Origin of the sequence: Nonomuraea sp. NPDC050383 (genome assembly GCF_044459125.1) — a bacterium.
In the GTDB taxonomy this organism is placed as follows: Bacteria; Actinomycetota; Actinomycetes; order Streptosporangiales; family Streptosporangiaceae; genus Nonomuraea.
In genome coordinates, this window is record NZ_JBITIP010000025.1 from 17,717 (window position 1) to 41,013 (window position 23,297).

The 23,297-nt window shown below is 71.5% G+C and carries 27 protein-coding genes, 1 pseudogene and 1 riboswitch; of the genes and pseudogenes, 14 read left to right on the plus strand and 14 right to left on the minus strand.

The window, feature by feature from the left end; all coding sequences use genetic code 11:
* The first annotated feature begins 92 nt into the window (after positions 1-92).
* From ACIBG4_RS38210 to ACIBG4_RS38220, 3 genes are all read left to right on the plus strand, one after another.
* Positions 93-1,130: a DUF4037 domain-containing protein gene (locus ACIBG4_RS38210; RefSeq protein ID WP_397207118.1), complete on the plus strand. Its 1,038-nt coding sequence runs from the start codon at positions 93-95 to the stop codon at positions 1,128-1,130.
* A 354-nt stretch (positions 1,131-1,484) separates the two neighbouring features.
* Positions 1,485-2,630 carry an MFS transporter gene (locus ACIBG4_RS38215; protein ID WP_397206947.1) on the plus strand — a complete coding sequence of 382 codons (1,146 nt, stop codon included), beginning with the start codon at positions 1,485-1,487 and terminating at the stop codon, positions 2,628-2,630.
* 79 nt (positions 2,631-2,709) lie between these two features.
* A riboswitch (SAM riboswitch) is annotated at positions 2,710-2,801 on the plus strand.
* Between the two features lie 7 nt (positions 2,802-2,808).
* Entirely contained in the window at positions 2,809-3,429 is a 621-nt protein-coding gene (locus ACIBG4_RS38220; protein ID WP_397206949.1) for a GNAT family N-acetyltransferase, read from the plus strand.
* 52 nt (positions 3,430-3,481) lie between these two features.
* Here the strand turns inward: ACIBG4_RS38220 and ACIBG4_RS38225 are convergent, their stop codons facing one another.
* From ACIBG4_RS38225 to ACIBG4_RS38235, 3 genes are all read right to left on the minus strand, one after another.
* Positions 3,482-3,946, minus strand: coding sequence for a hypothetical protein (locus tag ACIBG4_RS38225; RefSeq protein ID WP_397206951.1), 465 nt, complete (start codon positions 3,944-3,946; stop codon positions 3,482-3,484).
* A 567-nt stretch (positions 3,947-4,513) separates the two neighbouring features.
* Positions 4,514-5,599: a MerR family transcriptional regulator gene (locus ACIBG4_RS38230; RefSeq protein ID WP_397206953.1), complete on the minus strand. Its 1,086-nt coding sequence runs from the start codon at positions 5,597-5,599 to the stop codon at positions 4,514-4,516.
* A 161-nt stretch (positions 5,600-5,760) separates the two neighbouring features.
* Positions 5,761-6,690, minus strand: coding sequence for an aminoglycoside phosphotransferase family protein (locus ACIBG4_RS38235; RefSeq protein ID WP_397206955.1), 930 nt, complete (start codon positions 6,688-6,690; stop codon positions 5,761-5,763).
* A gap of 135 nt (positions 6,691-6,825) precedes the next feature.
* On the opposite strand from ACIBG4_RS38235, the gene ACIBG4_RS38240 reads away from it, so the two are divergent.
* Genes ACIBG4_RS38240 through ACIBG4_RS38255 form a run of 4 tightly spaced genes read left to right on the plus strand, consistent with a single transcriptional unit; the run spans position 6,826 to position 9,392 of the window.
* Complete coding sequence (locus ACIBG4_RS38240) at positions 6,826-7,686, plus strand: alpha/beta fold hydrolase (protein WP_397206957.1); 861 nt, start codon at positions 6,826-6,828, stop codon at positions 7,684-7,686.
* A gap of 48 nt (positions 7,687-7,734) precedes the next feature.
* On the plus strand, positions 7,735-8,541 hold the full coding sequence (locus ACIBG4_RS38245) for a MerR family transcriptional regulator (protein ID WP_397206959.1): 807 nt from the start codon (positions 7,735-7,737) through the stop codon (positions 8,539-8,541).
* Complete coding sequence (locus ACIBG4_RS38250) at positions 8,538-9,050, plus strand: hypothetical protein (protein ID WP_397206961.1); 513 nt, start codon at positions 8,538-8,540, stop codon at positions 9,048-9,050. The genes ACIBG4_RS38245 and ACIBG4_RS38250 overlap by 4 nt, the downstream gene beginning before the upstream one ends.
* Positions 9,051-9,101: 51 nt before the next feature.
* The gene (locus tag ACIBG4_RS38255) at positions 9,102-9,392 is read left to right on the plus strand and encodes a helix-turn-helix domain-containing protein (protein ID WP_397206963.1); all 291 of its coding nucleotides are present in this window, start codon (positions 9,102-9,104) and stop codon (positions 9,390-9,392) included.
* Between the two features lie 159 nt (positions 9,393-9,551).
* On the opposite strand, the gene ACIBG4_RS38260 is transcribed toward ACIBG4_RS38255, so the two are convergent.
* Positions 9,552-10,049, minus strand: a complete 498-nt coding sequence (locus ACIBG4_RS38260) for an FBP domain-containing protein (protein ID WP_397206965.1) — start codon at positions 10,047-10,049, stop codon at positions 9,552-9,554.
* A gap of 73 nt (positions 10,050-10,122) precedes the next feature.
* Here ACIBG4_RS38260 and ACIBG4_RS38265 point away from each other — a divergent pair, with 73 nt between their 5' ends.
* On the plus strand, positions 10,123-10,779 hold the full coding sequence (locus tag ACIBG4_RS38265) for a TetR/AcrR family transcriptional regulator (protein ID WP_397206967.1): 657 nt from the start codon (positions 10,123-10,125) through the stop codon (positions 10,777-10,779).
* A 65-nt stretch (positions 10,780-10,844) separates the two neighbouring features.
* On the opposite strand, the gene ACIBG4_RS38270 is transcribed toward ACIBG4_RS38265, so the two are convergent.
* The 3 genes from ACIBG4_RS38270 to ACIBG4_RS38280 form a co-directional block, all read right to left on the minus strand.
* Complete coding sequence (locus ACIBG4_RS38270; protein WP_397206969.1) at positions 10,845-11,930, minus strand: tyrosine-type recombinase/integrase; 1,086 nt, start codon at positions 11,928-11,930, stop codon at positions 10,845-10,847.
* Between the two features lie 104 nt (positions 11,931-12,034).
* Positions 12,035-13,564 carry a UDP-N-acetylglucosamine 1-carboxyvinyltransferase gene (locus ACIBG4_RS38275; protein ID WP_310716804.1) on the minus strand — a complete coding sequence of 510 codons (1,530 nt, stop codon included), beginning with the start codon at positions 13,562-13,564 and terminating at the stop codon, positions 12,035-12,037.
* A gap of 16 nt (positions 13,565-13,580) precedes the next feature.
* Entirely contained in the window at positions 13,581-15,284 is a 1,704-nt protein-coding gene (locus ACIBG4_RS38280; RefSeq protein ID WP_397206971.1) for an enoyl-CoA hydratase-related protein, read from the minus strand.
* A 482-nt stretch (positions 15,285-15,766) separates the two neighbouring features.
* Here ACIBG4_RS38280 and ACIBG4_RS38285 point away from each other — a divergent pair, with 482 nt between their 5' ends.
* Positions 15,767-16,330 (plus strand): TetR/AcrR family transcriptional regulator, encoded by a 564-nt coding sequence (locus tag ACIBG4_RS38285; protein ID WP_397206973.1) that lies wholly within the window; start codon positions 15,767-15,769, stop codon positions 16,328-16,330.
* Here the strand turns inward: ACIBG4_RS38285 and ACIBG4_RS38290 are convergent.
* Positions 16,327-17,331 (minus strand): YeiH family protein, encoded by a 1,005-nt coding sequence (locus tag ACIBG4_RS38290; protein WP_397206974.1) that lies wholly within the window; start codon positions 17,329-17,331, stop codon positions 16,327-16,329. The two genes, ACIBG4_RS38285 and ACIBG4_RS38290, sit on opposite strands and share 4 nt — an antisense overlap.
* A 71-nt stretch (positions 17,332-17,402) precedes the next feature.
* Here ACIBG4_RS38290 and ACIBG4_RS38295 point away from each other — a divergent pair, with 71 nt between their 5' ends.
* The 3 genes from ACIBG4_RS38295 to ACIBG4_RS38305 are packed head-to-tail and all read left to right on the plus strand — an operon-like array spanning position 17,403 to position 19,331.
* Positions 17,403-18,320, plus strand: coding sequence for a LysR family transcriptional regulator (locus ACIBG4_RS38295; RefSeq protein WP_397206975.1), 918 nt, complete (start codon positions 17,403-17,405; stop codon positions 18,318-18,320).
* Positions 18,321-18,360: 40 nt separating this feature from the next.
* Positions 18,361-18,747 (plus strand): hypothetical protein, encoded by a 387-nt coding sequence (locus ACIBG4_RS38300; protein ID WP_397206977.1) that lies wholly within the window; start codon positions 18,361-18,363, stop codon positions 18,745-18,747.
* A gap of 2 nt (positions 18,748-18,749) precedes the next feature.
* Positions 18,750-19,331 carry a TetR/AcrR family transcriptional regulator gene (locus tag ACIBG4_RS38305; RefSeq protein WP_397206979.1) on the plus strand — a complete coding sequence of 194 codons (582 nt, stop codon included), beginning with the start codon at positions 18,750-18,752 and terminating at the stop codon, positions 19,329-19,331.
* A 96-nt stretch (positions 19,332-19,427) separates the two neighbouring features.
* On the opposite strand, the gene ACIBG4_RS38310 is transcribed toward ACIBG4_RS38305, so the two are convergent.
* Entirely contained in the window at positions 19,428-19,682 is a 255-nt protein-coding gene (locus ACIBG4_RS38310) for a hypothetical protein (protein ID WP_310716818.1), read from the minus strand.
* 45 nt (positions 19,683-19,727) lie between these two features.
* Entirely contained in the window at positions 19,728-20,204 is a 477-nt protein-coding gene (locus tag ACIBG4_RS38315) for a hypothetical protein (protein WP_397206981.1), read from the minus strand.
* A 379-nt stretch (positions 20,205-20,583) separates the two neighbouring features.
* Between ACIBG4_RS38315 and ACIBG4_RS38320 the strand changes: the two genes are divergently transcribed.
* Entirely contained in the window at positions 20,584-20,775 is a 192-nt protein-coding gene (locus tag ACIBG4_RS38320; RefSeq protein ID WP_397206983.1) for a hypothetical protein, read from the plus strand.
* A gap of 112 nt (positions 20,776-20,887) precedes the next feature.
* On the opposite strand, the gene ACIBG4_RS38325 is transcribed toward ACIBG4_RS38320, so the two are convergent.
* The 4 genes from ACIBG4_RS38325 to ACIBG4_RS38340 form a co-directional block, all read right to left on the minus strand.
* The gene (locus tag ACIBG4_RS38325; protein WP_397206985.1) at positions 20,888-21,262 is read right to left on the minus strand and encodes a nuclear transport factor 2 family protein; all 375 of its coding nucleotides are present in this window, start codon (positions 21,260-21,262) and stop codon (positions 20,888-20,890) included.
* Positions 21,263-21,384: 122 nt separating this feature from the next.
* On the minus strand, positions 21,385-21,690 hold the full coding sequence (locus ACIBG4_RS38330; RefSeq protein WP_397206987.1) for a DUF952 domain-containing protein: 306 nt from the start codon (positions 21,688-21,690) through the stop codon (positions 21,385-21,387).
* Positions 21,687-22,241 carry a GNAT family N-acetyltransferase gene (locus ACIBG4_RS38335; protein ID WP_397206989.1) on the minus strand — a complete coding sequence of 185 codons (555 nt, stop codon included), beginning with the start codon at positions 22,239-22,241 and terminating at the stop codon, positions 21,687-21,689. Before ACIBG4_RS38335 ends, ACIBG4_RS38330 begins: the two co-directional genes overlap by 4 nt.
* A 74-nt stretch (positions 22,242-22,315) precedes the next feature.
* Positions 22,316-22,849: a MarR family winged helix-turn-helix transcriptional regulator gene (locus tag ACIBG4_RS38340; RefSeq protein ID WP_397206991.1), complete on the minus strand. Its 534-nt coding sequence runs from the start codon at positions 22,847-22,849 to the stop codon at positions 22,316-22,318.
* A 92-nt stretch (positions 22,850-22,941) separates the two neighbouring features.
* Between ACIBG4_RS38340 and ACIBG4_RS38345 the strand changes: the two are divergent.
* Positions 22,942-23,223: pseudogene (locus ACIBG4_RS38345) on the plus strand (alcohol dehydrogenase catalytic domain-containing protein); the annotation flags it as partial.
* Positions 23,224-23,297 lie beyond the last annotated feature (74 nt).

A 23,297-nucleotide genomic window follows, 5' to 3' on the forward strand; every position in this document is an offset into this window, starting at 1 on the left:
CCGCCGAACCCAAACCGAACCCCGTCGCATCGAACGCGCAGGCGAAAAACGAGGTGAGGCGGAGGCCGGCCGTGAGGCACAGTTCTGGGGTGATGTGCGATTTCGTACCAGGTATCGAGCTTTCCCGTGCCTTCTACGGTGAGGTCGTCGCGCCGCTCGTCGGGCGGGCGCCGCACAGCGCCGCGTTGATCGGGCCGGGGTCGGAGGTGCTGGCGTTCGACACGGCCCGCTCGGCCGACCACGACTGGGGGCCTCGGGTGCTGCTGTTCGTGGCGGCCGGCGAGGTGGAGGAGGTGCGGTCGCGGGTGGTGGCGGGCCTGCCGGAGCGCTTCCGCGGCTTGCCGACGGTGTTCGGCTACCACGGTGTCCTGCGGCCCGGCGTGGAGGTGGCCGAGCTGGGGGAGTGGCTGACGGGGCGGCTCGGGTTCGACCCGCGGGGCGGGGTGTCGCTGCTGGACTGGCTGTCGGTGCCGTGGCAGTCGCTGGCCGAGGTGACGCGGGGGGAGGTGTTCCACGACGGGCTGCCGGACGGGCTGGAGGCGGCCCGGTCGGTGCTGCGCTGGTATCCGGCCGATGTGTGGCGGTACGTGCTGGCCTGTCAGTGGCGGCGCATCGCGCAGGAGGAGCCGTTCCCGGGCCGGTGCGGCGAGGTGGGTGACGAGCTGGGGTCGGCGGTGGTCGGGGCGCGGCTGGCGCGGGAGGTGATGCGGCTGGCCCTGCTGCTGCGCCGCCGCTATCCGCCGTACGCCAAGTGGCTGGGCAGCGCGCTGGCGCGCCTGCCGGGCTCGGCGGAGCTGGGGGAGTCCTTGGGCGGGGCGCTGGCGGCGCGGACGTGGCGCGAGCGCGAGGCGGCGCTGGCGGCGGCGTACGGGAGGGTGGCCTCGACGCAGAACCGGCTGGGGCTGGCCGCGACGCTGGATGAGCGGGTGCGCGGCTTTCACGACCGGCCGTTCCGGGTGATCGGGGGCGACCGGTTCGCGCAGGCGCTGCTGGAGGCGGTGTCGGACCCGGTGATCAGGGGGTTGCCGCTGGTGGGGTGTGTGGACCAGGTGTCGGACTCGGTGGATCTGCTGCTGTCGCCCGCACGGGCTCGGGCGGTCGCGGGGGCGGCGCTCGGCCTGGTGGCCTGAGGCGCGCGCGGGCTGCCGGGCCCCCGCGGGTGCCGTCCGCGGCCCGAGGTGCCGTGTCGCACCAGGCCGGGTGGATGTGTCGAGGATCGTAACGATCGTCCTGATGCTTGCCCTGACGGCCCGGCTGCGGCGGCGGCGAGGCGGTCACGGCGCGGACCCCTGTGACAGAGAACCCGCCCGGGCTCGATTGGCGCTGGTCTGAGGAAACGTCCGAACCGGATCGTGCGCTCTCGGGCGCCGGCAGGCTGGACGCGATCCTGCCGCCCGCACGCGGTGAGGGCGGGCCTTCGAGGAAACTGAGTGCAAGGGGATCGATATGCCTGAGGGATGGCAGGGCGACGGGAGGAAGTCCGCGTGAGTGCCGCGCGGTTGATCTTCGCGGCGCAGGCCTTACGCGGCCTGGCGTACGGACTGGCCGCCGTCCAGCTCGCCACGCTGCTGCGGGCCGAGGGGCTGCAGGCCGCCGGGGTCGGTCTCGTGCTGGCCGCCGTGATGGCCGGGGGCGCGCTGGCCGGCATCGTCCTGGCCCGCTGGGGCGACCGGTTCGGCCGTCGCCGCTCCTACGCCGTGTTGTACCTGGCCCTGGCCCTGTGCGGGTCGCTGATCGCGGTCGGAGCTCCGGTGTGGCTGCTGAGCGTGGCCGCCCTGTCCGGCGCGCTGTCGGTCGAGGTGGTCGAGTCCGGGCCGTTCACCACCGTGGAGCAGGTCATGCTGGATGGCAGCGGCGTGGCCGTGCGCGGCTTCGGCCTCTACAACGCCGTCGCCGCCACTGCCGGGACCGCGGGCGCGCTGCTGGGCGCGCTCCCGCTCTCGCGGTTGCTGCTCGGCGGGGTGTTGCTGGCCGTGGGCGTGGCTGGTGCGTTGCTGGCCCTGCGGCTGCCCGCTTCGATCGAGGTGGCCTCGACTCAGGTCTCCGCGCCGGTCCGGCCCCGCCCGGTCGTGGTCCGGCTGGCGGCGCTGTTCGCCGTGGACAGCCTGGCAGGGGGTTTCGTTGCGCAGGCCTACCTGGCCTACTGGCTGGGCGTCCACTACCAAGCTGACACGGCCAGCATCGGGCTGCTGTTCGCGGGCTGTGCCGTCCTGCAGACCGCCTCCTTCCTCCTCGCGCCGGTCCTCGCGGCCAGGATCGGGCTGCTGAACACGATGGTCTTCACCCATCTGCCGGGTAACCTGCTGCTCATCGGCGTCGCCTTCGCCTCAGAGTTCCCGGTGGCGGCGGGGCTGCTGCTGGCCCGCGCCTGCCTGTCCTCGATGGACGTGCCCACCCGCCAGGCCTACGTCATGGCCATGGTCCCGCCCACCGAGCGCATCACCACAGCCGCCGTCACCAACACCGCCCGCTACCTGACCCGGCCCGCCGGTCCCGCGCTCGCCGGGCTGCTGCAGCCCCTGGGTCTGGGCTGGCCGTTCCTCATCGCCGGGACCGCCAAGACCCTCTACGACCTGACCCTGTGGCGGATCTTCCGCCGCGTCGAGCTCCCCACCGAAGGCACATCGTGATCCAGGTGCCCAGGGCCGGCTTCGCCGCGTTCTACACAGTTGACGTGGTTGTCAGTCGTTGGGGACAATCGACCTTCGGTGATCATCCAGAGGATCTGAGGGACCTGGCCCTGTGACGGTCCGACAACCTGCCCAGTACGGGCAAGGTGCCAACGCCAGGAACGATGAGGAAGGTCTGATGAGTGTTCAGCTCGATGTTCCTGTGCTCGCTGGTTCATTGGTGCGGCTGGAGCCGTTGACGATGGAGCACGCGGCCGACCTGGCGGCGGCCGCGGAAGAGGACCGGGCGTCCTACGGGTTCACGCTGGTTCCCCGCGGGAGCGAGATGCGGGGGTATGTGGCGACGCAGCTGGCCAGGCGTGGGTTGACGCCGTTCGCCCAGGTCCGGGTGCGTGACGGCAAGGCGGTGGGGTGCACCGGCTTGTGGGATCCGCGGTCATGGCCGGATCGGCCGGCCCTGCGAGCGATCGAGATCGGCTTCACCTGGCTCGCGGCGTCGGCGCAGGGCAGCGGGATCAACGCCGAGGCGAAGTTGCTGCTGCTGGGGTATGCGTTCGAGACCCTGGGGGTCGCGCGGGTCGATCTGAAGACCGACGCCCGTAACCACCGGTGCCGGCGGGCATTGGAGCGACTCGGTATCGGCTTTGAGGGTGTCCTGCGCAACTGGTCGATGTCCTGGGCGCCCGGCGAGGAGGGGATGTTGCGGGACTCGGCGATGTTCGCGGTGGTCGCGTCCGAATGGCCGGCCGTCCGGCAATCCCTCATGACCCGGCTGGCCTCAGCGGGAACGCCCGGATGAGTGTCCGGCCCGGCGGCGTCGTGATCGACGTCATCCTTGGCCGGGCTCGGAGTCAAACGGTCTCACCCAACTGTTCGGCCAGCTGCTCCAGTCCACCCTTGATGAGTCGCCCGTACTCGTCGTCGCCGAGTGCGCCGATCCCGGCCCGCGCCTGCCGGAGGTGCTCGCGGGCGCGGTCGAGGTCGCCCAGCTTGCGGTAGCACTCACTCAGGTTCAGGTGCAGCGACGGATACAGGGCGGCCACCGAAAGCGGCACCCCGGCCTGGGCCACCCGCTCATCCGTGATCAGGCCGACGGCGGCAAGCGCCCGCAGATCCCACATCAGCTCCTGGTGCACGTCGTCCTGCACATCGGCCATCGAGTGGGCAAGGACGCAGACATGCAGCGGATCGCCTCCCTCGCCGCCGATGTCGTCCCAGATCTGCGCGAACAACTCGCGAGCGGCTTCGCGCCGGCCTTGATGGTGATGCAACTCCACCCCCTGGCCGATCCGGGTCATCGTCGGGTCGGCGGTCATGAGCGGCTCCCTCACGGTCGCAGGTGATCATGGTCAGCCTACTTGCTCTCCGTCTCGTACAGACCTTCAAGCCGCTGACCAGCGGGAACGATCGGTAACCCCAGACAGCCGTCGAATATGACCCCGTACGGCGAGATCCAGTTGCGGACTGACCGTCGCCTGGATCTGACCGGCCTGCCAGTGACTGGACGCTGACCATCAGCAACCTGCGATGTCACTCAGAACTGTGTTGGGGGCGCTGGGCGGCGGAGGCCGCATAGCTGCGGAGGAAGGCCCGCACGCCTGCGGTGACGAGCCGGGTGACTTCCTCCTGGGGGAGCGGGATGGCGCCGTAGAAGGTCTGCTGGTTCGCGTCCGTCCGGAAGGAGACATACCGGGAGTCAGCTGACCACTTGGGGCGGATCCCTTCCCAGCCCCTTGGTGGCGCATCCCCGCTACCCCGACCTTCTTGCTGGGCATCACGCCATATGCCACCCATCGCCCATCCGGCGAAACGACCGGAACAACGGTCGTCCGCGCGTCAACTGGAGTCGGCTGCACGGATCACCGGAGTCGAGTGCATGCCGCTCACTCCTGCTGCTGGAGCTCCATGACGTCGGCGACCACGCAGCTGGCGTTGTCGGGACCGCCGGAGCCGTTGGCGAGGGCGATGAGTTCGCGGACCGCCTGCCGCGGCTCGCTGGTCTCGGAGAGCACCTGGCGGATCTTCTCGGCCGGCACGACGGTCGACAGGCCGTCGGAGCAGAGCAGGTATCGGTCTCCCTGCTGGGCGTCGTGCAGGCGCATGTCAGGAGTGTCATCGGCTCCGTGGCCCAGGGCTCGAACCAGCAGTGACCGCTGGGGGTGGGAGGCGGCTTCTTCCGGGCTGATGCGTCCTTCCTCGACCATCGACTGCACCATGGTGTGGTCGTCGGTGATCTGGAACAGCCTTCCCTCGCGCAGGAGGTAGACGCGGGAGTCGCCGATGTGGATGAGGGCCAGCTGCGAGCCGGTCCAGAGCATGGCGGTGAGTGTCGTGCCGGCCTCTTCGGAAGCGGGGTCGACCCCGGCGATGCCGTTGACGGCCTGCTTGGCCTGTTCGACGGCGTCTTCGAGGACGTCGAGGAGGCTGCCCGCCGGGATGCTCTCGGTTTCGAGGTGCTTGAGCGCGTCGACGGCGGCCGCGCTGGCTGGGGCTCCTTGATTGCCGTAGCCGTCGGCGACGGCGAGCAGGCGGGTCCCGGCGTAGGCGGTGTCCTGGTTGCTCTCGCGGACGAGGCCCGTGTCGGACAGTGCGGCGTAACGGATTCGCAGGGGCTTGGCGATCGAGGACATGGCGGGGTCCTTCCATGACAGGTGGTCGATGAGGAAGCCGGCCAGGTCCCGCCGTGCGGCGGTGTCGGCCTCGACCTGGGCCCAGAACGTGCGGATCTCCTGGGCCGCCGGGCCCGCATCCAGCGTGCAGACGTGCTGGATGCGCGCCAGCGGCATCCCCAGGCGGCGAAGCCAAGCGACCAGCCGGGCCTGATCCAGCTGCTCCGGTGCGTACAGGCGGTATCCGGTCACCGGGTCGACGCGGGCGGGGGGCAGCAGTCCGAGCTCGTCGTAGAGCCGCAGCGCCTTCGGCGACAGCCGGGACGCCTTCGCGAACGCCCCGATGGTCAGCAACCCCATGCTCGCTCCTCCTCATGCCGAGCACATCGCCCGGCTCCACCGATGCTGTGGCCTCCCCCAAGGTGAAGGTCAACCGACGATTTCGGGAGGAGCGTGGTCGGCTCTCAGGAGCTTGGCGTACTCGCTCTTTTCGTCGGAGCGGGTCATGGGGCGGCCGGGGCCTACCGGGTGTGCTCCGAGTTCAGCAGAGTGGTGGCGATGGTCACCTGGACCGGTTCGAGGTGGGTCTTGCCGTCCTCGATGTCCCACAGGGCGTTCTGCAGGACACGGCCGAGCGTCCAGCCGGCGGCCCGCTTCCGGTCCAGGCCCAGGGCCTCGGTCAGCAGGTCGAAGCGGCGCAGCGCGGTGCGTCCGACGTCGCCCGCCGCCACCGCGTCCCAGCGGCAGTCCAGCGCCGGCAGCAGGTCGAAGCCGGGGTCACCGGCCAGGGGCTCGGGGTCGATGGCCAGCCACGGCTCGCGCTGCCCGGCCAGGACGTTGCCGTCGTGCAGGTCCCAGTGCAACAGGCGGTCGCCGCACTCGCCGGCCAGCTCGGCGACGGCCGCGGCACAGATGAGCACCAGGCGCCGCTCGGCGGGGTCGCGCAGCGCCGGCACGGCCCTTGGGGCCTGGTCGAGCATGGCGGCGGCGATGCCAGACAGCCGCCGCAGCCCGGCGGGCGCGGGCACCGCGGTCAGGCGGCCCATCAGGCCGGCCAGGATGCGCATGGCGGCGTCATCGTCGGGGAGCGCGGACAACGGGCGCGTCGCGTCCAGCCGTTCCAGCAGCTGGGCGCCGCTGTCCGGGTCGTGGTCGAGCAGGCGCACGACGCCGTCGCCGTTCCATGCCCGCAGGCCGGCGGCCACACCGGCGGTCTCCTCGCGTACCTGTTGGAGCTTGAGGACGGCGGGCGCGCCGCCGGCCTGCAGCACGGGCAGGACGAGCGAGGCCATGCCGTACGCGGCCGGGCCGTCCGGCCGCAGCTCCCAGCGCCGTAGCAGCTCGCCGCCGAGGTGGGGCAGCCGGGCGACCCAGGCGCGTGCCTCGGGGTCCTGGCTCCCGTAGGAGGCCGCGAACGCCTCGGGGACGTCGATGGGGATCGCCGTGGTCATCTTTCTCCTCAGCTTATGAATCTACACTGTAAAGGGCGTGGGTCGATTTCAAAATGATCAACACCTTTCATTCAACCCTGCGCCGACGGCGAACGGGCGCCTCGGGATGCGTTCTCCCGGCGTACGGTCCCCAGCATGATGATCGACGGTTACGGGATCGCCTACGACGAGGCGGGGCCCTCCCAGGACGACGCCGTGGTGTTCGTGCACGCCGGAGTGGCGGATCGGCGCATGTGGGAGCACCAGTTCCGAGCGCTGTCCGACCGGTATCGGGTGATCCGCTACGACTGGCGGGGCCACGGCGAGTCCGCTGACGCCGACGGCGAGGTGTGCCACCACGAGGATCTGCTGGCGGTGCTCGACGCGCTGAAGGTGCGCAGCGCCGTACTGGTGGGGTGTTCGATGGGCGGCGCGTACGCCGTCGAGGCCGCGCTGGCGGCGCCGGAGCGGGTGGCGGGGCTGGTGTTGTGCGGCTCGGGCCTGGCGGGGCATGGGTGGCCGGCGTCGATGGTGGAGCAGGCGCGTGAGCGGGTGCACAGCGCGGTGCCCGCCGACCGGCTGGCGCGTTACCGGCGTGGCGGGGCGGCGGATGTGGACGCTGGTGACGTGCTGGCGATGGCGCGGGCGCACACGTTGTGGCAGGTGGCGGGTCCGGAGCGGGGGCGGGCGGACCTGGAGGACGGGGTGTGGGAGGCGGCGGTGGAGATGTGCCGTCTGGTGTTCGCGCGGTCGTGGGGCGGGCCGCCGGTGGTGGAGCGGGGGCTCGTGCCGGCGGCGGCGGGGCGGTTGGCGGAGATCGCGGTGCCGGCGCTGGTGGTGAACGGGCTGTCGGATGTGGCGGGGATCCAGGAGGTGGCGGGTCTGCTGGCCGGGGGGATCGCGGGGGCGCGGCGGGTGGATCTGCCGGAGACGGGACATCTGGCTCCGCTGGAGCGGCCGGTGGAGGTGACGCGGCTGCTGGAAGGGTTCCTGGTGGAGGTGCTGGCGGCCCGGTAGGGGGCCGGGGTGGACTCTCCCATGGGGGGAGAGGCCATGCTGTGGGGCGTGGACGAGGATCTGCTGCCGATCGGGGTGTTCGCCCGGTTGGGCCGCTTGAGTGTCAAGCAGTTGCGGCACTACGGCGAGCTGGGGTTGCTGGTGCCGGCGTGGGTGGATCCGGTGACGGGTTATCGGTATTACCGGGCGTCGCAGGCGCGGGAGGCGTTGTCGATCGGGTTGTTGCGGTCGATGGACGTGCCGCTGGCGGTGGTGGCGGAGGTGTTGTCGGGGTCGCCGGAGGCGCTGGAGTCGGTGCGGGAGGAGTTGGAGGCGGAGCTGGCGCGGCGTCGCCGTACGTTGGCGGCGCTGGAGGTGGTGCTGGAGAGGGGGTTGCCGTCGGCTTCGGTGCGGGTGGTGGTGGAGCCGGCGTGCCGGGCCGTGGTGGTGCGGGAGCGGGCGCCGGATGTGGGTGGTGTGGCGCGGGCGACGTCGGCGGCGGTGGAGCGGTTGTCGCCGTTGGCGCGGGCCGTCGCGGGGGCGTCGGAGCCTGTGCGGTTGGTGGGGTTGTTCCCGCTGGAGCTGGACGAGCCGTTCGACGTGGCGGTGGCGCTGGTCGTGGACGGGGCGACGGTGGGGGTTCTGCCGGGTGGTGCGCGGTTGGAGGTGCTGGCCGGGGGTGCGTTCGCGTGTGCGACGCATGTGGGTCCGTATGACCAGATCGGCCTGACCGCTCATGCGGTGCTGGCGTGGTGCGCGGAGCGGCGTCTGGCGGTGCGGGGGCCGATTCGTGAGGTGTACGTGTCGGATCCGGCTGTCACGCCGGCTGATCAGCTTGTTACTCATCTGATGATTCCTCTGGAGGAGGAGCCGTGAAGGTTGACCTGAAGACGTATGGTCCTGCGACGTGCCTGAGCGTCACGGGGATGGGGGAGCCGGGCGGGGCGGAGCATCTGGCGGCGATCGGTGCGCTGTATGCCGTGGCCGGTGGGATGGGCGGGCCGGCGGGTCCGTTGGAGGGCTTGTGGTGGGTGGAGGAGGAACGGCCGGGGTTGGAGGTGGCGCGGGAGCTGTGGCGCTGGCATCTGATGCTGCCGCTGGCGGGGGTTCCGGAGCCGGGGGTCGTGGAGGGGGCTCGTGAGGCGGTGCGGGTGCCGAGGTCGGCGGTGGATCGGGTGCGGGTGGTGACGTACACGGAGGGGGAGTGTGTGGAGGCCCTGCATGTGGGGCCGTTCAGTGAGGAGTATGTGACGTTGCAGGTCATGGAGGAGTTCATGGCGGAGCGGGGGCTGGTGCCGAACGGGCCGCATCACGAGGTGTATCTGACGGCGTTCGATGATCCGGAGCCGCGGACGGTGTTGCGTCAGCCGGTGCGTCGGGGCTGAGCCGGGCGATAACTATACCGGTATTTCTATACCGAGTTATAGACTGGATGCATGGTACGGCCACCGCTGACACCCCAAGAGCGGCTCCGCGGCGAGCGGCTCGGCCTGACCTTGCGTCAGGCCCGGGGGGAGCGCAGCATCGTCGAGGTCGCCGCCGCGGCGGGCATGTCGGCCGAGACGCTTCGTAAGATCGAGACCGGGCGCATCGCCACGCCGGCGTTCTTCACCATCGCCGCCCTGGCCGACGTGCTCGGCGTCTCCCTGGACCACCTGTCGGGCCACCTGTCGGGCCACCTGTCGGACCGGTTCGCGGGTCGTGTCACCCCGGCCGTGCCGGGGTGAGAGCGGGGGAGCGGCGTCCCGGGTGCGAGCTCGCGCCGGGCCGGTCCGACCCGCCGGGGACCTTCGGCTCGCTCTGACGGGGCCCGGTCCGTTCGTCCCCGGGGGGTCTCGTCCTGGCCGCGTCGTCTCGCCCGAGGGTAGGGGCGGCGGGAGGGACGGTCACCCGATCACTTTGCCCACAAAGGCGGTCAGGTTGGCGCGGGTGCGGGCGATCTTCTCCGCCGGGGTGAGGGACTCCTCGATGGCGCCGTCCCCCGCGGCCTGCTTCTTGCCGCGCGCGTACAGGGAGCAGGCGAGGTCGGTGCACAGGTACTGCCCGACCGAGTTGCCCTGGCGGCCGGCCTCGCCGGTGCGGCGGGCGGTCATCAGCGCCACTCCGCCGCTGGTGTGCGTGGTCAGGCACAGTGAGCACATGCTGCGTGAGGTGAAGCCGCGTGAGGCGGCGGAGGTGACCCGCAGTGCGATCCCGACGAGGCCGCCGTCGTGGCCGGCGACGAGGTAGGCGCGTTCGGGGGCGCCCGGGTCTCGCCATCCGAGGAAGTCGAGGTCGTCCCAGGGGCTGTCGGTGAAGTCCTTGGGGAGGTTGAGGCGTTTGGTCTCGCCCTTGGAGCAGTTGACGAATGACGTGCGGATATCGCGTTCGGTGAGGGGTTCCATGGGCGGGGAGGCTAGCCGCCCTTAAGGGTAGTATGCAAATACTTAAACCCTGTAAGTAAGGCGAGGAGGGCACGTGGCACGTGCGGGGGTGACCGCGGAGCGCCTGACCCGGGCGGCGGCGGACCTGGCGGACGAGATCGGCTTCCCCAACGTGACCGTCTCGGCGCTGGCGCGCGGCTTCGGCGTCAAACCGGCGGCCCTGTACGCGCACGTCCAGGACGCGCAGGACCTGCGGATCAGGGTGGGGGGACTGGCCCTGACGGAGCTCGCCGACAGGGTCGCCGAAGCGCTGGCGGGCCGCGGGGGCAAGGACGCGCTGGTGGCCTTCGCCAACGCCTACCGCGACTACGCCCGGGAGTTCCCGGGCCGGTACGCCGCGGCACAGCTCCAGCTCGACCCGGAGACGGTGACCGCCGCCACCGCTTCCCCCGGCTCGCCGGCCACCGCTTCCCCCGGCTCCGCGGCCGATGCGGCCGTCAGCCCCGCGGTCCGCGCCGCCGTCGGCGCCGCCCGCCGGCACGCGGAGATGACGCGGGCGATCCTGCGTGGCTACGAGCTGTCCGAGCCCGACCAGACCGACGCGGTACGGATGGTGAGCAGCACGCTGCACGGCTACGTGAGCCTGGAGACGGCGGGCCAGTTCCGCCATCACCCGCGCGAGGTGGAGCTGTCGTGGGCACGAACCCTGGACGCCCTCGACACGGTCCTCAGGCACTGGCCGCCGGCCTGACGAGCCGCCCCACCCCGCCCGCCGGGCACGGTGAACGAGCGCGGCAGGCGGACCTGCCGGGCCGCTCAGCCGCCGCGGTTGTGGTCGCGCAGCAGCGGGTGGACGCGCATCGCCACCTCCAGCTCACCCGGCAGCTCGTCGCGGTAGCGGCCGAGCGTGGACAGGTCGCTGTGGCCCAGCACCCTGCGCACCGCGTCCATGTCGACGGCGTCGGCCAGCAGATGGGTGGCCGTGGTATGCCGTAACCCGTGGGGTGTGACCGAGCGGCGCTGCGCGGGGTCGACCAGCGCCTGCACCCGGTCGATCACCCCCTGGACCGCGCCGCGGGCCAGGCGCCGCCCGCGCCACGACAGCAGCAGCGCCTTGGCGTCGGAGCCGGTGGCCTTGCCCGACACCAGCGGCCGGCCGCGCTCCAGGTAGGCGTCGAGCGCTTCGGCGACGGCCTGCGGCAGCGGCACGTCGCGGGTGCGGCCGCCCTTGCCGAAGATGCGCCAGTAGCGGACGCCGTCGTTGGTGTAGAAGTCCTCCACGTTGGCGCGCACCAGCTCCGAGACGCGTGGCCCCATCGTGGACAGCAGCAGCACGATCAGCGCGTCGCGCGGCTCCATGCGCTGGTCGCGGCGTCCCTCGCGGGGCGCCTCCTCCAGTGTGCGGGCCGCGCCGATCAGGCCCTGGGCCTGCTCGCGGGTCAGCGCCCGCCGCTCCGGCCGCAGCCCGTCGCGCTGGCGTGCGGTGATCGTGGAGACGGTCATCGGGTCGAGCTGCACCCATCCGGCGAGCAGGGCGTGCTTGAACAGCGCCGACACCGAGCGGCGGAAACGGGCCTGCGACGACGGCGACTGCCCCCGCGAGCCGCCCCCGCCCACCCCCGCACCGTCACCCGGGCCCGGGCCCATGCCCGTGCCTGTGCCCGAGCGTCTGCCGTCGGGCTTGCGGGCGAAGGCCAGCAGCACCGCGTCGATGTCCTGCCCCGTCAGGTCGTCCAGCACCCGGTCGCCGCCGGCCAGGTCGACCAGCGTGGCCACGTCGCGGGCGTACACCTCCGCGGTGGCGGGGGACAGGGCCCCCGTCAGCGTCCGGGCCCGCACCAGCTCCACGTAGCGGTCCGCCGCCTCCGCCACCGTCACCCGTTCGAGCTCCGCAGGCCGCACCGTCCCCCTCCTCGCCTCGTGACGTCAGGCCGTACGACCCCGCTGGTCGTACGGCCTGACGCAAGATCCACAGGAGACGGTAGCGGCCGCCACCGACAGAAAACTCAGATGTCGCGGAAGGTCTCGATGCGCGCCCCGAGCGCGTTGAGCCGCTCGGCCAGATCCTCGTACCCGCGGTTGATCACGTACACGTTGCGCAGCACCGAGGTGCCCTCGGCGGCCATCATGGCCAGCAGCACCACCACGGCCGGGCGCAGCGCCGGCGGGCACATCATTTCGGCGCTGCGCCAGCGGGTGGGGCCCTCCACCAGTACCCGGTGCGGGTCGAGCAGCTTGACCGAGGCGCCCAGGCGGGTCAGCTCGGTCAGGTAGATGGCGCGGTTGTCGTAGACCCAGTCGTGGATGAGGGTGGAGCCCTGCGCGGCGGCGGCGATCGCGGCGAAGAACGGCACGTTGTCGATGTTGAGGCCGGGGAACGGCATCGGGTGGATCTTGTCGATGGGGGAGACGAGCTTGGAGGGCCGCACGGTGAGGTCGACCAGGCGGGTGCGGCCGTTGGCGGCCGGGTACTCCGCGCCGCGGTCGTGGTCGAGGCCCATCTCCTCCAGCACGGCCAGCTCGATCTCCAGGAACTCCACCGGCACCCGGCAGATCGTCAGCTCCGAGGAGGTGACGACGGCGGCCGCGAGCAGGCTCATGGCCTCCACCGGGTCCTCGGAGGGGGAGTAGTCGACGTCGCGCTCGATGGTGGCCAGGCCGTGGACGGTCAGCGTGGTGGTGCCGATGCCCTCCACCTGCACGCCGAGCTGCTCCAGGAAGAAGCACAGGTCCTGGACCATGTAGTTGGAGGAGGCGTTGCGGATCACCGTGATCCCGTCGTGGCGGGCGGCGGCCAGCAGGGCGTTCTCGGTGACGGTGTCGCCGCGCTCGGTCAGCACGATGGGCCGGGCGGGGGCAGCGCCGCGGTCGACGCGGGCGTGGTAGAAGCCGCCGGTGGCGGTGATGTCGAGGCCGAAGTGCTTGAGCGCCGACATGTGCGGCTGCACGGTTCGGGTGCCGAGGTCGCAGCCGCCCGCGTACGGGATCTGGAACTGGTCGGTGCGGTGCATGAGCGGGCCCAGGAACATGATGACGCTCCTGGTGCGGCGGGCGGCGTCGGTGTCCATGGACTCCAGCTCCAGCCGGGCCGGGGGCACGATCTCCAGGTCGTTGCCCTCGTTGATCCAGCGGGCGCGTACCCCGATGGAGGCGAGGACCTCCAGGATGCGGTAGACCTCCTCGATGCGCGCCACCTTGCGCAGGATCGTCCGGCCGGAGTTGAGCAGCGAGGCGCACAGCAGGGCGACGCAGGCGTTCTTGGAGGTCTTGACGTCGATGCTGCCCGACAGGGGGCGGCCGCCGACGACCCGCAGGTGCATGGGGCCGGCGTAGCCCAGGGAGACGATCTCGCTGTCGAGGGCCTCCCCGATGCGGGCGATCATCTCAAGACTGATGTTCTGGTTGCCGCGCTCGATGCGGTTGACCGCGCTCTGGCTGGTGGCCAGGGCGTCGGCCAGTTGGAGCTGGGTCCATCCGCGGTGCTGGCGCGCGTCCCGAATCAACCGGCCGATCCGCACAAGGTAGTCATCTGTCACAACAGCAGACCTTATCTCACATATGAGATGTGATCGCGTCTGCCCCTGCCGACGCGCCGGACAACTCCCGATGCGCCGCCACGTTGTCCGGCGTCGCCTCGGGCTTGCGCTTGCCCACGAACGCGCGCCGCGCCTCGGCGAAGCCGTGCCGGTCGTCGAACATGTCCCGGCTCATCTCCGCCAGCTCCTCCACCCGGTAGGCGTCCAGCGGCTTGCGCCGCTCGTCCTCCTCCCGCTGCGCGCGCCGCGCCGCCAGCAGCCTGCCGTACGACGGGTCGTGCGCCAGCCGCTCGGCGTAGTCCAGCACCGCCCGCTCGAACTCCAGCCGCGAGCCGGGCAGCACCTCGTCGGCCAGCCCGAGCCCGGCCGCGTCCACCGCCCCCACCGGCAGCGCCTCCTGCGTCAGCCGCCGGGCCGTCGCCGCGCCGACCCTGCGCGGCAGCGTGTACGTCCAGTACTCCGAGCCGAACAGCCCCATCGTGCGGTAGTGCGGGTTCAGCACCACGCCCGCGCGCACCAGCACCCGGTCGGCGCCCAGCCCCATCATCACGCCGCCCGCGCCCGCGTTGCCGCCGACCGACGTCACCACCAGCTGCCCCGTGCACGCCACGATCTCCCGGCACACCTGGTTGATGGCGTTGATGTTGCGCCACGCCTCCATCTCCGGGTGCCGCGACGCCTCGATCACGTTCAGGTGGATGCCGTTGGAGAACACCTCGCCGCCGCGCACCACCAGCACCCGGGTGTCCTGCGCCACGGCGTAGCGCAGCGCCGAGGCCAGCCGGTGGCACTGCTCGCTGGACATCGCCCCGTTGTAGAAGTCGAAGCTCACCACGCCGACGCTGTCGCTGCGGTCGTAGGTGATCTCGCTGTAGCCGGCGCGTTCCTCCGCCCCGGCGGCGAGCTCGCCCAGCACCGTGACCGCCGGCAGCTTCACCGCGCCCGGCTCGTCTCGCCGCAGGTGCCCCACCCACACCGAGCCGTCGCCGGTGTGCACCAGCGCCGCGCCCTCACGCCGGCCGGCCACCGTGCCCGGCCGGCCGCTGATCGCCGGCCCGCGGTAGACGTCGAAGACCCGCATCGGCGTCTCGCCCAGCACGGTCCGCCCGCCGGGCGCGCCGTCGGCGGCCCGTACCCGCCGCAGCACCGCGTCGGTCGGCTCCTCCCAGGAGAACTCGCGGTCGGCGTGCCGCATCGCCGGGCGCAGCCGTCCCACGACCTCCGGCCGCCGGTAGTCCAGCGGCGCCGGCGTGAACGACGGGTCGGCCGCCTTGGCCGCCACCTCCACCACCAGCTCCACCGCGGCGTCGGCCACCGGCCCGTTGTACAGCGCCGACTTGCGGGGCGGCTCGGCCGGCATCGGGAACATGCGGTATCCCCAGATGGGGCCCGCGTCCATCTCCTCCACCGCCTGCAACGCCGTCACGCCCCAGCGGGGCTCGCCGTCGAGGATCGCCCAGTCCAGCGAGGAGGGTCCGCGGTCGCCGGGCGGGCCCGGGTGGATGATGATCGTGCGCTGCGTCCGCCACAGCGGCGAGGGCACCTTCTCCTTCAGGAACGGGCAGATGACCAGGTCGGGCTTGGCCAGCTGGACGGCCTCCAGCATGACCCGCTCCGACAGGGCCAGCTCGACGGTGACGTCGTGGCCGGCCCGGCGCAGCTCCAGCCAGGCGCGCTGGGTCAGGCCGTTGAACGAGGAGCAGAGCAGCAGGATACGCAACGCGGACTTCCTTCGGGTGTTCGTCACATCAAGGGGGAGGGGGCCGCTGGTGGGGCGGGCCCGCACGGGCTGGGGGGTTCTCAGCGGGGGCCGGGGTGTCAGCGTGGGATGGTCGCGCGGCCGTCCCAGCGTCCCCGGGCGTTTAAGACAGTCCCATATGTCCCGTACATGCATCGATGCTGACATGTCCAGGCAAGTACTGCTGACATAACCCCGCAGAAAGCCGCGACATGCGGCACCAAAAATCCACAAATGTCCGGATTTTTGATGGGCGGACACCCCACCACCACACCCGCCGGCCCCTCCACCCCACACCCACCGCAGAGCCGAAATCGCCCACGGTCCGTACCCCACCCACTCCCACCCCGTCACCGAACCCGGGGGAGAGGCCGCCAAGCCCGACGCCCCCCATGAACGACGGCCACGTGTACAGTGTTCACCCGCGCGGGGCGCGACCACCCGCCCGCGCCCGAGGAGGAACCATGGGCCAGCGGCGCACCCAAGTGCTGCACACCGCCATCGACCTGCTCGACGAGGTCGGCCTCGACGGCCTCACCATGCGCCTGCTCGCCGACCGCCTCGGCGTCCGCGCCAGCGCCCTCTACCGCCACTACCCGAGCAAACAAGCCCTGCTCGACGCCATGGTCGCCCACCTCGTCACCCCACCCGACACCGGCGCCGCCCTCGACGGCCCCTGGGACCACCAGCTACGCGCCGTCGCCCACGGCATCCGCCACCTCATGCTCGCCCACCGCGACGGCGCCCGCCTCATCGCCGGCTTCCACGACCCCGGCGAGCACGCCGTGGCCTCCTTCCACCACCTCATCGACACCCTCACCACCGCCGGCGCACCCCCCGCCACCGCGGCCGTCGCCGTCGACACCGTCCTGGCCTACGTCAACGGCTACACCACCGAGGAACAGGCCCGCGCCACCGACCCCGGCGCCCCGGCCCGCCCGCAACGCGACCAGGCCTTCCACGACGGCCTCGACCTCATCATCACCGGCATCCGCACCCACCTGAGCGCGACAAAGCCCCCCGCCTAGCACACCAGCCCCACCGCGGCCAGCGACACCCCCACCACCACCGCCGTCGCCAACCCACCCAGCACCACAGCCCGGCCACCCGTCCGCGCCAGCACCCGCAACCGCACCGCCGCCCCCATCGCGAACAACGCCGCCGCGAACAACACCATCTGCGCACTCCTCAACGGAGCCAGCCACCCGACCGGCAGGACCCCCGCACTACGCAACCCCACCATCACCAAGAACCCCACCACGAACAACGGCAGCACCGGCGCCCTCCCAGCACCACCCGAAGGCCCCTCCACCCGGCGACGCCACACCCCCACAGCCGCGATCAACGGCGCCAGCAACACCACCCTGGTCAGCTTCACCACCACCGCCACCCCCAAAGCCGCCGAACCCGCCGTCTGCGCCGTCGCCACCACCTGCGCCACCTCATGCACACTCGCCCCCGCCCACACCCCGAACCCCTCCGCCGGCAACCCCAGCACACCCGCCGCCAGCGGCAACACCACCATCGCCAGCGACCCGTACAACGTCACCAGAGCGACCGCCGTCACCACGTCCTCCTTCGCCCCGCCCACCACCCCTTCCATCGCCGCGACCGCCGCCGCCCCGCAGATGGAGAACCCCGTCGCCACCAGAACCGACAACCCCCGCCCCAACCCCAGCCGGCACCCCACCCACCACGTCACCGAGAACGTCACCGCCACCGTCCCCACCACCAGCAGCAACACCGGCAACCCCAACGCCACCACATCCGACACCGCCAGCTGCGCCCCCAACAGCACCACACCCACCCGCAGCAACCGGCGCGCCGCGAACGCCAGACCCGGCTCCAAAGCCGCCCCCCGCACCCCCAGATTCGTCAGCGCAGCCCCCAGGACCACCGCCGCCACCAACGGGCTCACCGCCGGAACCACCGCATTCACCACGACCGCCACCAGCACACCGGCCGACACCACCACCAGCCCCGGCACGAGCGAACCGGCGCCACGCGCCCGCCTGACAGACACCACCATGCGACGGATTGTCTCCACCCACCACACGCCCCGGTAGCCGCCCAACACGCACCGCGTCATACGGTGAACGCATGACCCGCCGGTGGCCCGACCTCGAAAGCCTCGCCCTGCTCATCACCGTCGCCGACCAAGGAAGCCTCGGCAAAGCCGCCACACTCCACGGCATCACCCAGGCATCGGCCAGCCGCCGCCTCGACACCCTCGAACGCGAACTCGGCCTGCCCCTCCTGCACCGCACCACCACCGGCTCACGCCTGACCCCCCAAGGCCACCTCGTCCTGGACTGGGCCCGCGCCACCCTCGCCGCCGCCGACGACCTGCTCACCGGCGTGCAAACCCTGCGCCGCCACCGCGACACCCGCATCCGCGTCGCCGCCAGCATGACCATCGCCGAATACCTGCTGCCCGGCTGGCTCGTCGCCCTGCGCCGCGACCACCCCGACGCCGAAGTGGACGTCCAGGTCGTCAACTCCGAAGTCGTCTGCCGGCTCACCCAGCACGGCGACATCGACGTCGGCTTCATCGAATCCCCGTCCGTGCCCCCAGGACTCACCGCCCACACGATCACCTCCGACCGGCTCGTCGTCGTCGTGGCCCCCCGCCACCCCTGGACCCGCCGCCGCACCCCCCTGCACCTGGCCGACCTCGCCGCCACACCCCTGGTGGTACGCGAACCCGGATCCGGCACCCGCCACGCCCTCGACCGCGTCGCCACCGGCCCCGACGTCGCCCCGCCCGCCCTGGAACTGGCCTCCAACGCCGCGGTCAAGGTCGCCGTCCAGTCAGGAGTCGCCCCCGCCGTCCTCAGCGTCCTGGCCGTCACCGCCGAACTACGCGAAGGACGACTCGTCGAGATCCCCGTCACGGACCTCGACCTGCGGCGCCCCCTGCTCGCCGTCTGGCGCGACCGCTCCCGACCGCCCCGCGCCGCCGCCGAGCTCGTCCGCCTGGCCCGCGCCGCCACCACCGCACACCGGGGGAGCGGGTAGAGCCTTGCAATAATTTACACAAGCGGATAACTTTACTCGTGTGGATAAAACAGTGTGGGCCCGCGTCCGGGCCCTCTTCCTCACCGTCCTGATCATCTCCCTCGCCACCCTCGCCGCCGCACCCCTCCTCGGCGCGAACTGGGTGGTCTGGCTCCGCGGGGGAGCGGTGGCCGCCGCAGCCGCCTGGCTCCTCGCCCTCACCGCACAGGCCGCCGCCGGCAAACGTTCCGCCTACCTGCGCATCCGCCTCATCACCACCATCGCCCCCGTCGGCATCGCCCTCATCGTGGCCGTGCCCGACAACGGCTACCCCCCATGGATGAAAGCCGAACAGGCACTGGTCGGCCTCCTCCTGGCCGCCGTCGCGATCATCGTCAACCGCCCCCGCGTACGACAGGCGTACCCCAGGCGTGGCAAGCTGGGCTGACCATGGAAAGGCCCGCAGGCCGGCAGGCGGCCACCGAGGCGCGCAAAGCGCAGATCGCCACGGCGACCATCACCGTCCTGGCCCGGCGCGGCTACGCCGCCACCACCTTCGAAGCCATCTGCGAACAGGCGGGCCTCAGCAGCAAACGCCTCATCTCCTACCACTTCGCCAGCAAGGACGAGCTGTTCGCGGCCGTCGTACGCCAGGTCGTCCAGGACGCGGCCGCCTTCATGAGGCCCGCCCTGGACGCCGCTGACGGAGCCCGCGCCCAGCTGGAGGCGTTCATCCGGGCGAACATCGCCTTCATTGCCGCCAACCCCGACCACGTGCGGGCCGTGCAGCAGCTCGCTCACCACGGCACGCCGGTGGGGCAGGACGAGAGCGAGGCGGCGGTCGACCGGCTGGCGGAGCTGCTGGCCGGCGGGCAGCGCACCGGCTCCTTCCGGCCGTTCGAGCCCCGGCTGATGGCCGCGACGTTGCGTTCGGCCATCGACGGGGCGGCCGGCCGGCTGGCCGAGGGCATGGACGCGCGGCTGTGCGCGGACGAGCTCGCCGAGACGTTCGACCGCGCCACGCGAGCCTGACGGCAGGCCGTTCGCCGCGTCCGGCAGGACCGGAATCATACCGAACAGAACCCACATTCTGTCCGGTATGGGATATTTTCCGGCTGTATGGGGTGGTCAGAGGCGGTTGACGAAGCGGGTGGCCGCACGGTGGCTCATGCCGGTCTCGCCGCGCACCAGGAAGACGGCTTCCTGGATCTGACCCATGGCCTTCAGCTCGCGCGCCTGGTCGACCAGGTCGGTGCTGGGGGCCAGGCGGTTACGGGGCCGCTGGGTGAGGCGGACCGCCAGGATGATCAGATAGATGATCGCTACGGTGACGACGGCTGTGAGCGCGATGAGGCCCGGGGTGGAGATCGCCAGGCTGAGCATGGACTGATCGTAACGCGCCGGCGCCGCCTGCGTCAGGGCGGGTGGTCAGAGCTCGCCTTCGTGCGCCACCTGGATGCTGTCGACGAAGGCGACGGCTTCGTCGTGGCCCATGCCGGTCTCGCCGCGCACGAGGAAGACGGCCTGATCGGCGCGGCCGTCGCTCTTGAGCCGTCGTACGCGGGTGGCCAGGTCGGCCGCCGGCCCGGCGGGCTGCTGGGGGCCGGGCTGTTGAAGGGCGGGGCCCTGGAGGGCGGGATGGCGGATGGGGCGGCCGTGGGCGAGGCCGTCGACGGCGAGCTTGGCGTCCCTGAGGCTCATGCCGGTGTGGGTGCGCAGGACCTTGATCGCCTCGATCTGCTTGCCGGCGGCGGCCAGGTGGCGGATGCGTGCGTCCACCTCCTGCGGGCCGGGGGCCGGCTCCACGGGCCGGCGCGCGGCGCGTGCGGCGGCGAAGACGATGATCGCGACGGCAAGGAGGGCGAGGCAGAGCATGAACAAGAGCTCTGGGAGGCCGAGGTTCATGTCCTCATCCTAGGCAGGCCAAATGCAGCGTGATCGCGACATTTCCGAATGCTCGATAATGAACATTATGTCAAGTAAGTAGGGTTGTGACGGTGCGTGGTCATGACGGAACGCTTGACCATCGGTGAATTTCCTGTCCCCCGGCGCCTGTGGCGTTTAGGGTGGGAAGCCTGCTATCGCGCCGCGAGAGGAGCAGCACGTGGGGACCGAATCTGTTTTATGTCCGGTGTGTCAGGGGGTTCTGCCGGCCTCCGGCCGGGAATCGTACACCGCCCTGCGGGGCCGGTTGATCGTGACGAACGGTTACTGCGCAGGTGGGTGCGAGGAACGGCGGGCCGCCACGGAGCCGATCCGGCGGATGCCGCGTCAGGCTCCGGCGATGCCCGGCGCGGGTCAGGTGCCCGCGGGTGGCGCGGCGATGGCGCCGCTCCCCCAGGGTGCGGCGCCGCAGCACGCCCCGCAGGCGCACGGCGTTCCGGGGCACGGTGGTCCGGGGCATGGCGGGCAGTATGAGCCGTACGAGCAGGTGGCCGAGGCGCGGCTGGCGCCGGTCGTGCGGATCTCGGGCTGACGGTCCGGCACTGAGACACTGAGGCGCTGAGACACTGGGGCACTGAGGGTGTGTGGCCGCTGACCCGCCGTGGTGGGGCGTCCCGGGGCGGTGGGTTGTGCCTGTCCCCTGCTTACTGGTGGCCTTCGGTGGTGTGCCAGTAGTCGCGGGTGCGTACGGCCAGGCCGTGGGTGTCGAAGGCGGCGAAGACGCAGCCGGCGAGGGTGACGGGTGTGCCGTTGTCGTGGGCGTGGACGCGGAATTCGATGGCCGCGTGGTCGCCGTCGACGATGGGGGTGGCGAAGGTGACATGGGGGTCGGTTTCGCCGGCGAAGGACCAGCGGATGTAGTCGGCGATGGCGCCTCTCCCCCGGTGTGGCGGGCGGAAGGGCATCGAGGTGTGTTCGGCGTCGTCGGCGTAGAGGGCGATGATGCTGTCGGCGTCGTGGTGGGTCCAGCCGTGTTGCCAGGTGTCGGCGAAGCGTTGTGCTGCGGTCCGCGGGTCCATGCGGGTCATTGTGGCGGTTATCGGGGTTTTGTGGGGCGGTCCGGGGGTGCCACTCCCCCGGGTTCGCGTTGGCGGCTGAGCATGACACGGGCCCGAAGGCGGGCCGGGGTCGTGTTCGGTCGTCAGGTGGTGGGCGGCTCGTAGGGGCGGGTGGCGGTGACCGCGGTGAGCGGGATGGGGCCGTAGACGTGGGGGAAGCCGTTCTCGACGCGGACGTCCAGGCCGGTGGGGTCGATCTCCAGCACCAGGAGCGGCTCGGTGACGCCGGTGTAGAAGGCGTCGTGGACGCCTTGGAGCTGGGCGGGGTCGCGGCTGCAGTGGATGAAGCCCTCCTGTTCGAGGGTGCGGCCGAGGGTGGAGACGCGGTAGTCGCCGGTGGTGCGGGCGGCGTGCCAGTCGGCGGCCAGGGCGAGGTGGAGGAGGGTCATGGGGTCCACTCGCTTTCGAGCATGGCGTAGATGACCTCGTCGGTCCATTCGCCCTTGACCTGCTCGTTGTGGATGAGGTGGGCCTCGCGGCGCATGCCGAGCTTCTCCAGGACGCGGGCGGAGGCGGTGTTGCGGCCGTCGAGGCGGCCGACGATGCGGTGCAGGCGCAGGTCTTCGAAGCCGAGGCGCAGGAGTTCGCGGGAGGCTTCGGGGGCGTAGCCGTGGCCGTGGTGGTCGGGGTTGAAGATGTAGCCGATCTCGCCTTGGCGGTGCTCTTTGCTCGTCCAGATGAGGATGACGGTGCCGATGAGCAGGCCGCTGTCGCGCAGGGTGACGGCGAGGTTGAGGGCGTCGCCTTCGTCGGCGATGGCGGTTCGGCTGATCTTGGTTTCGAGTCCGGTGCGGGCGGCGTCGAGGTCGCGGGCCTCCCAGTAGAGGTAGCGGGTGACGTCGGGCCGGGATTCGAAGGCGTGGACGGCGTCGAGGTCGGATGGGGTGAACGGGCGCAGGAGGAGACGCTCGGTGGTGAGGGGGTAGTCGGGTTTGAGCACGGAGGCAGTGTAGAGAGGGGGGCTGGGGGGTGGCGAGTGGTTTGTGGTGCCTTGTGTCGGGTGCCGGGGCGCGGTCAGACTTCGCCGCCTGGGGGGTTCTGGCGTGCGGTGCTCTTTCGGCGTGGTTTCGCCGAGCGGGGCGGGATGGTGCGCATGTGGTCGCGGACGACGGTGAGGACTCGAGCGAGGCTGTCGATGTCGGCGCGCGTGAGTGGTTGGAGGAAGAGTTGGCGCAGGACGTCGATGTGGCCGGGGAAGACCTTGGCGAGCACGTTGCGTCCCGCTTCGGTGATGGTCACTGTCACGCCTCGGTCGTCCTCCGCTGACGGGCTGCGAGTGACGAGTCCGGCGTTCTCCAGCAGGCCTACCTGGTAGGTCAGGCCGCTGCGGCTGTATACGACCCCGTCTGCCAGCTCGGTCATGCGCCGGCTGCCGTCTGCTGCGTCCCCGAGTGTGGCCAGGAGCTGGAACTGGACGTAGCTGAGGTCGCCGGCGTCGCGCAGCTGCTGCTCCACCGTGTGGCGCAGGAGGCTGCTGACCTCGATGAGCGCGAAGTACGCGCCGAGTTCGGCGGGGTCGAGCGGCGGAGAGGGCGCGTCTTCGGTCATGCCGTCATCGTACTTGCTTCGGGTTCGAAGCAGTGGTAGCTTCGCCCAGTGCTTCGAATTCGAAGCACTTGCCTCGATGAAAGAAGTTCGCCATGAAGGCAGTGCGATTCCACGAGTACGGCGATGCTGATGTCCTGCGCTACGAGGACGTGGCGCTGCCCGTCCCCGGCGCCGGTGAGGTTCGCATCCGGGTCGCGGCGACGTCGTTCAACCCGGTCGACGCCGGTATCCGCAGCGGTGGTCTGCAGGGCCCGTTCCCGGTGACGCTCCCCCACACGCCCGGCATCGACGTCGCCGGGACGGTCGACGCGCTCGGTGAGGGCGTCGACGCGGTGGCGGTCGGTGACGAGGTCGTCGGATTCCTCCCGATGATCGGTGACGGCGCAGCCGCCGAGTACGTCATCGCGCCCGCCGAGGTCCTGGCGGCCGCGCCCAAGAGTGTGCCGCT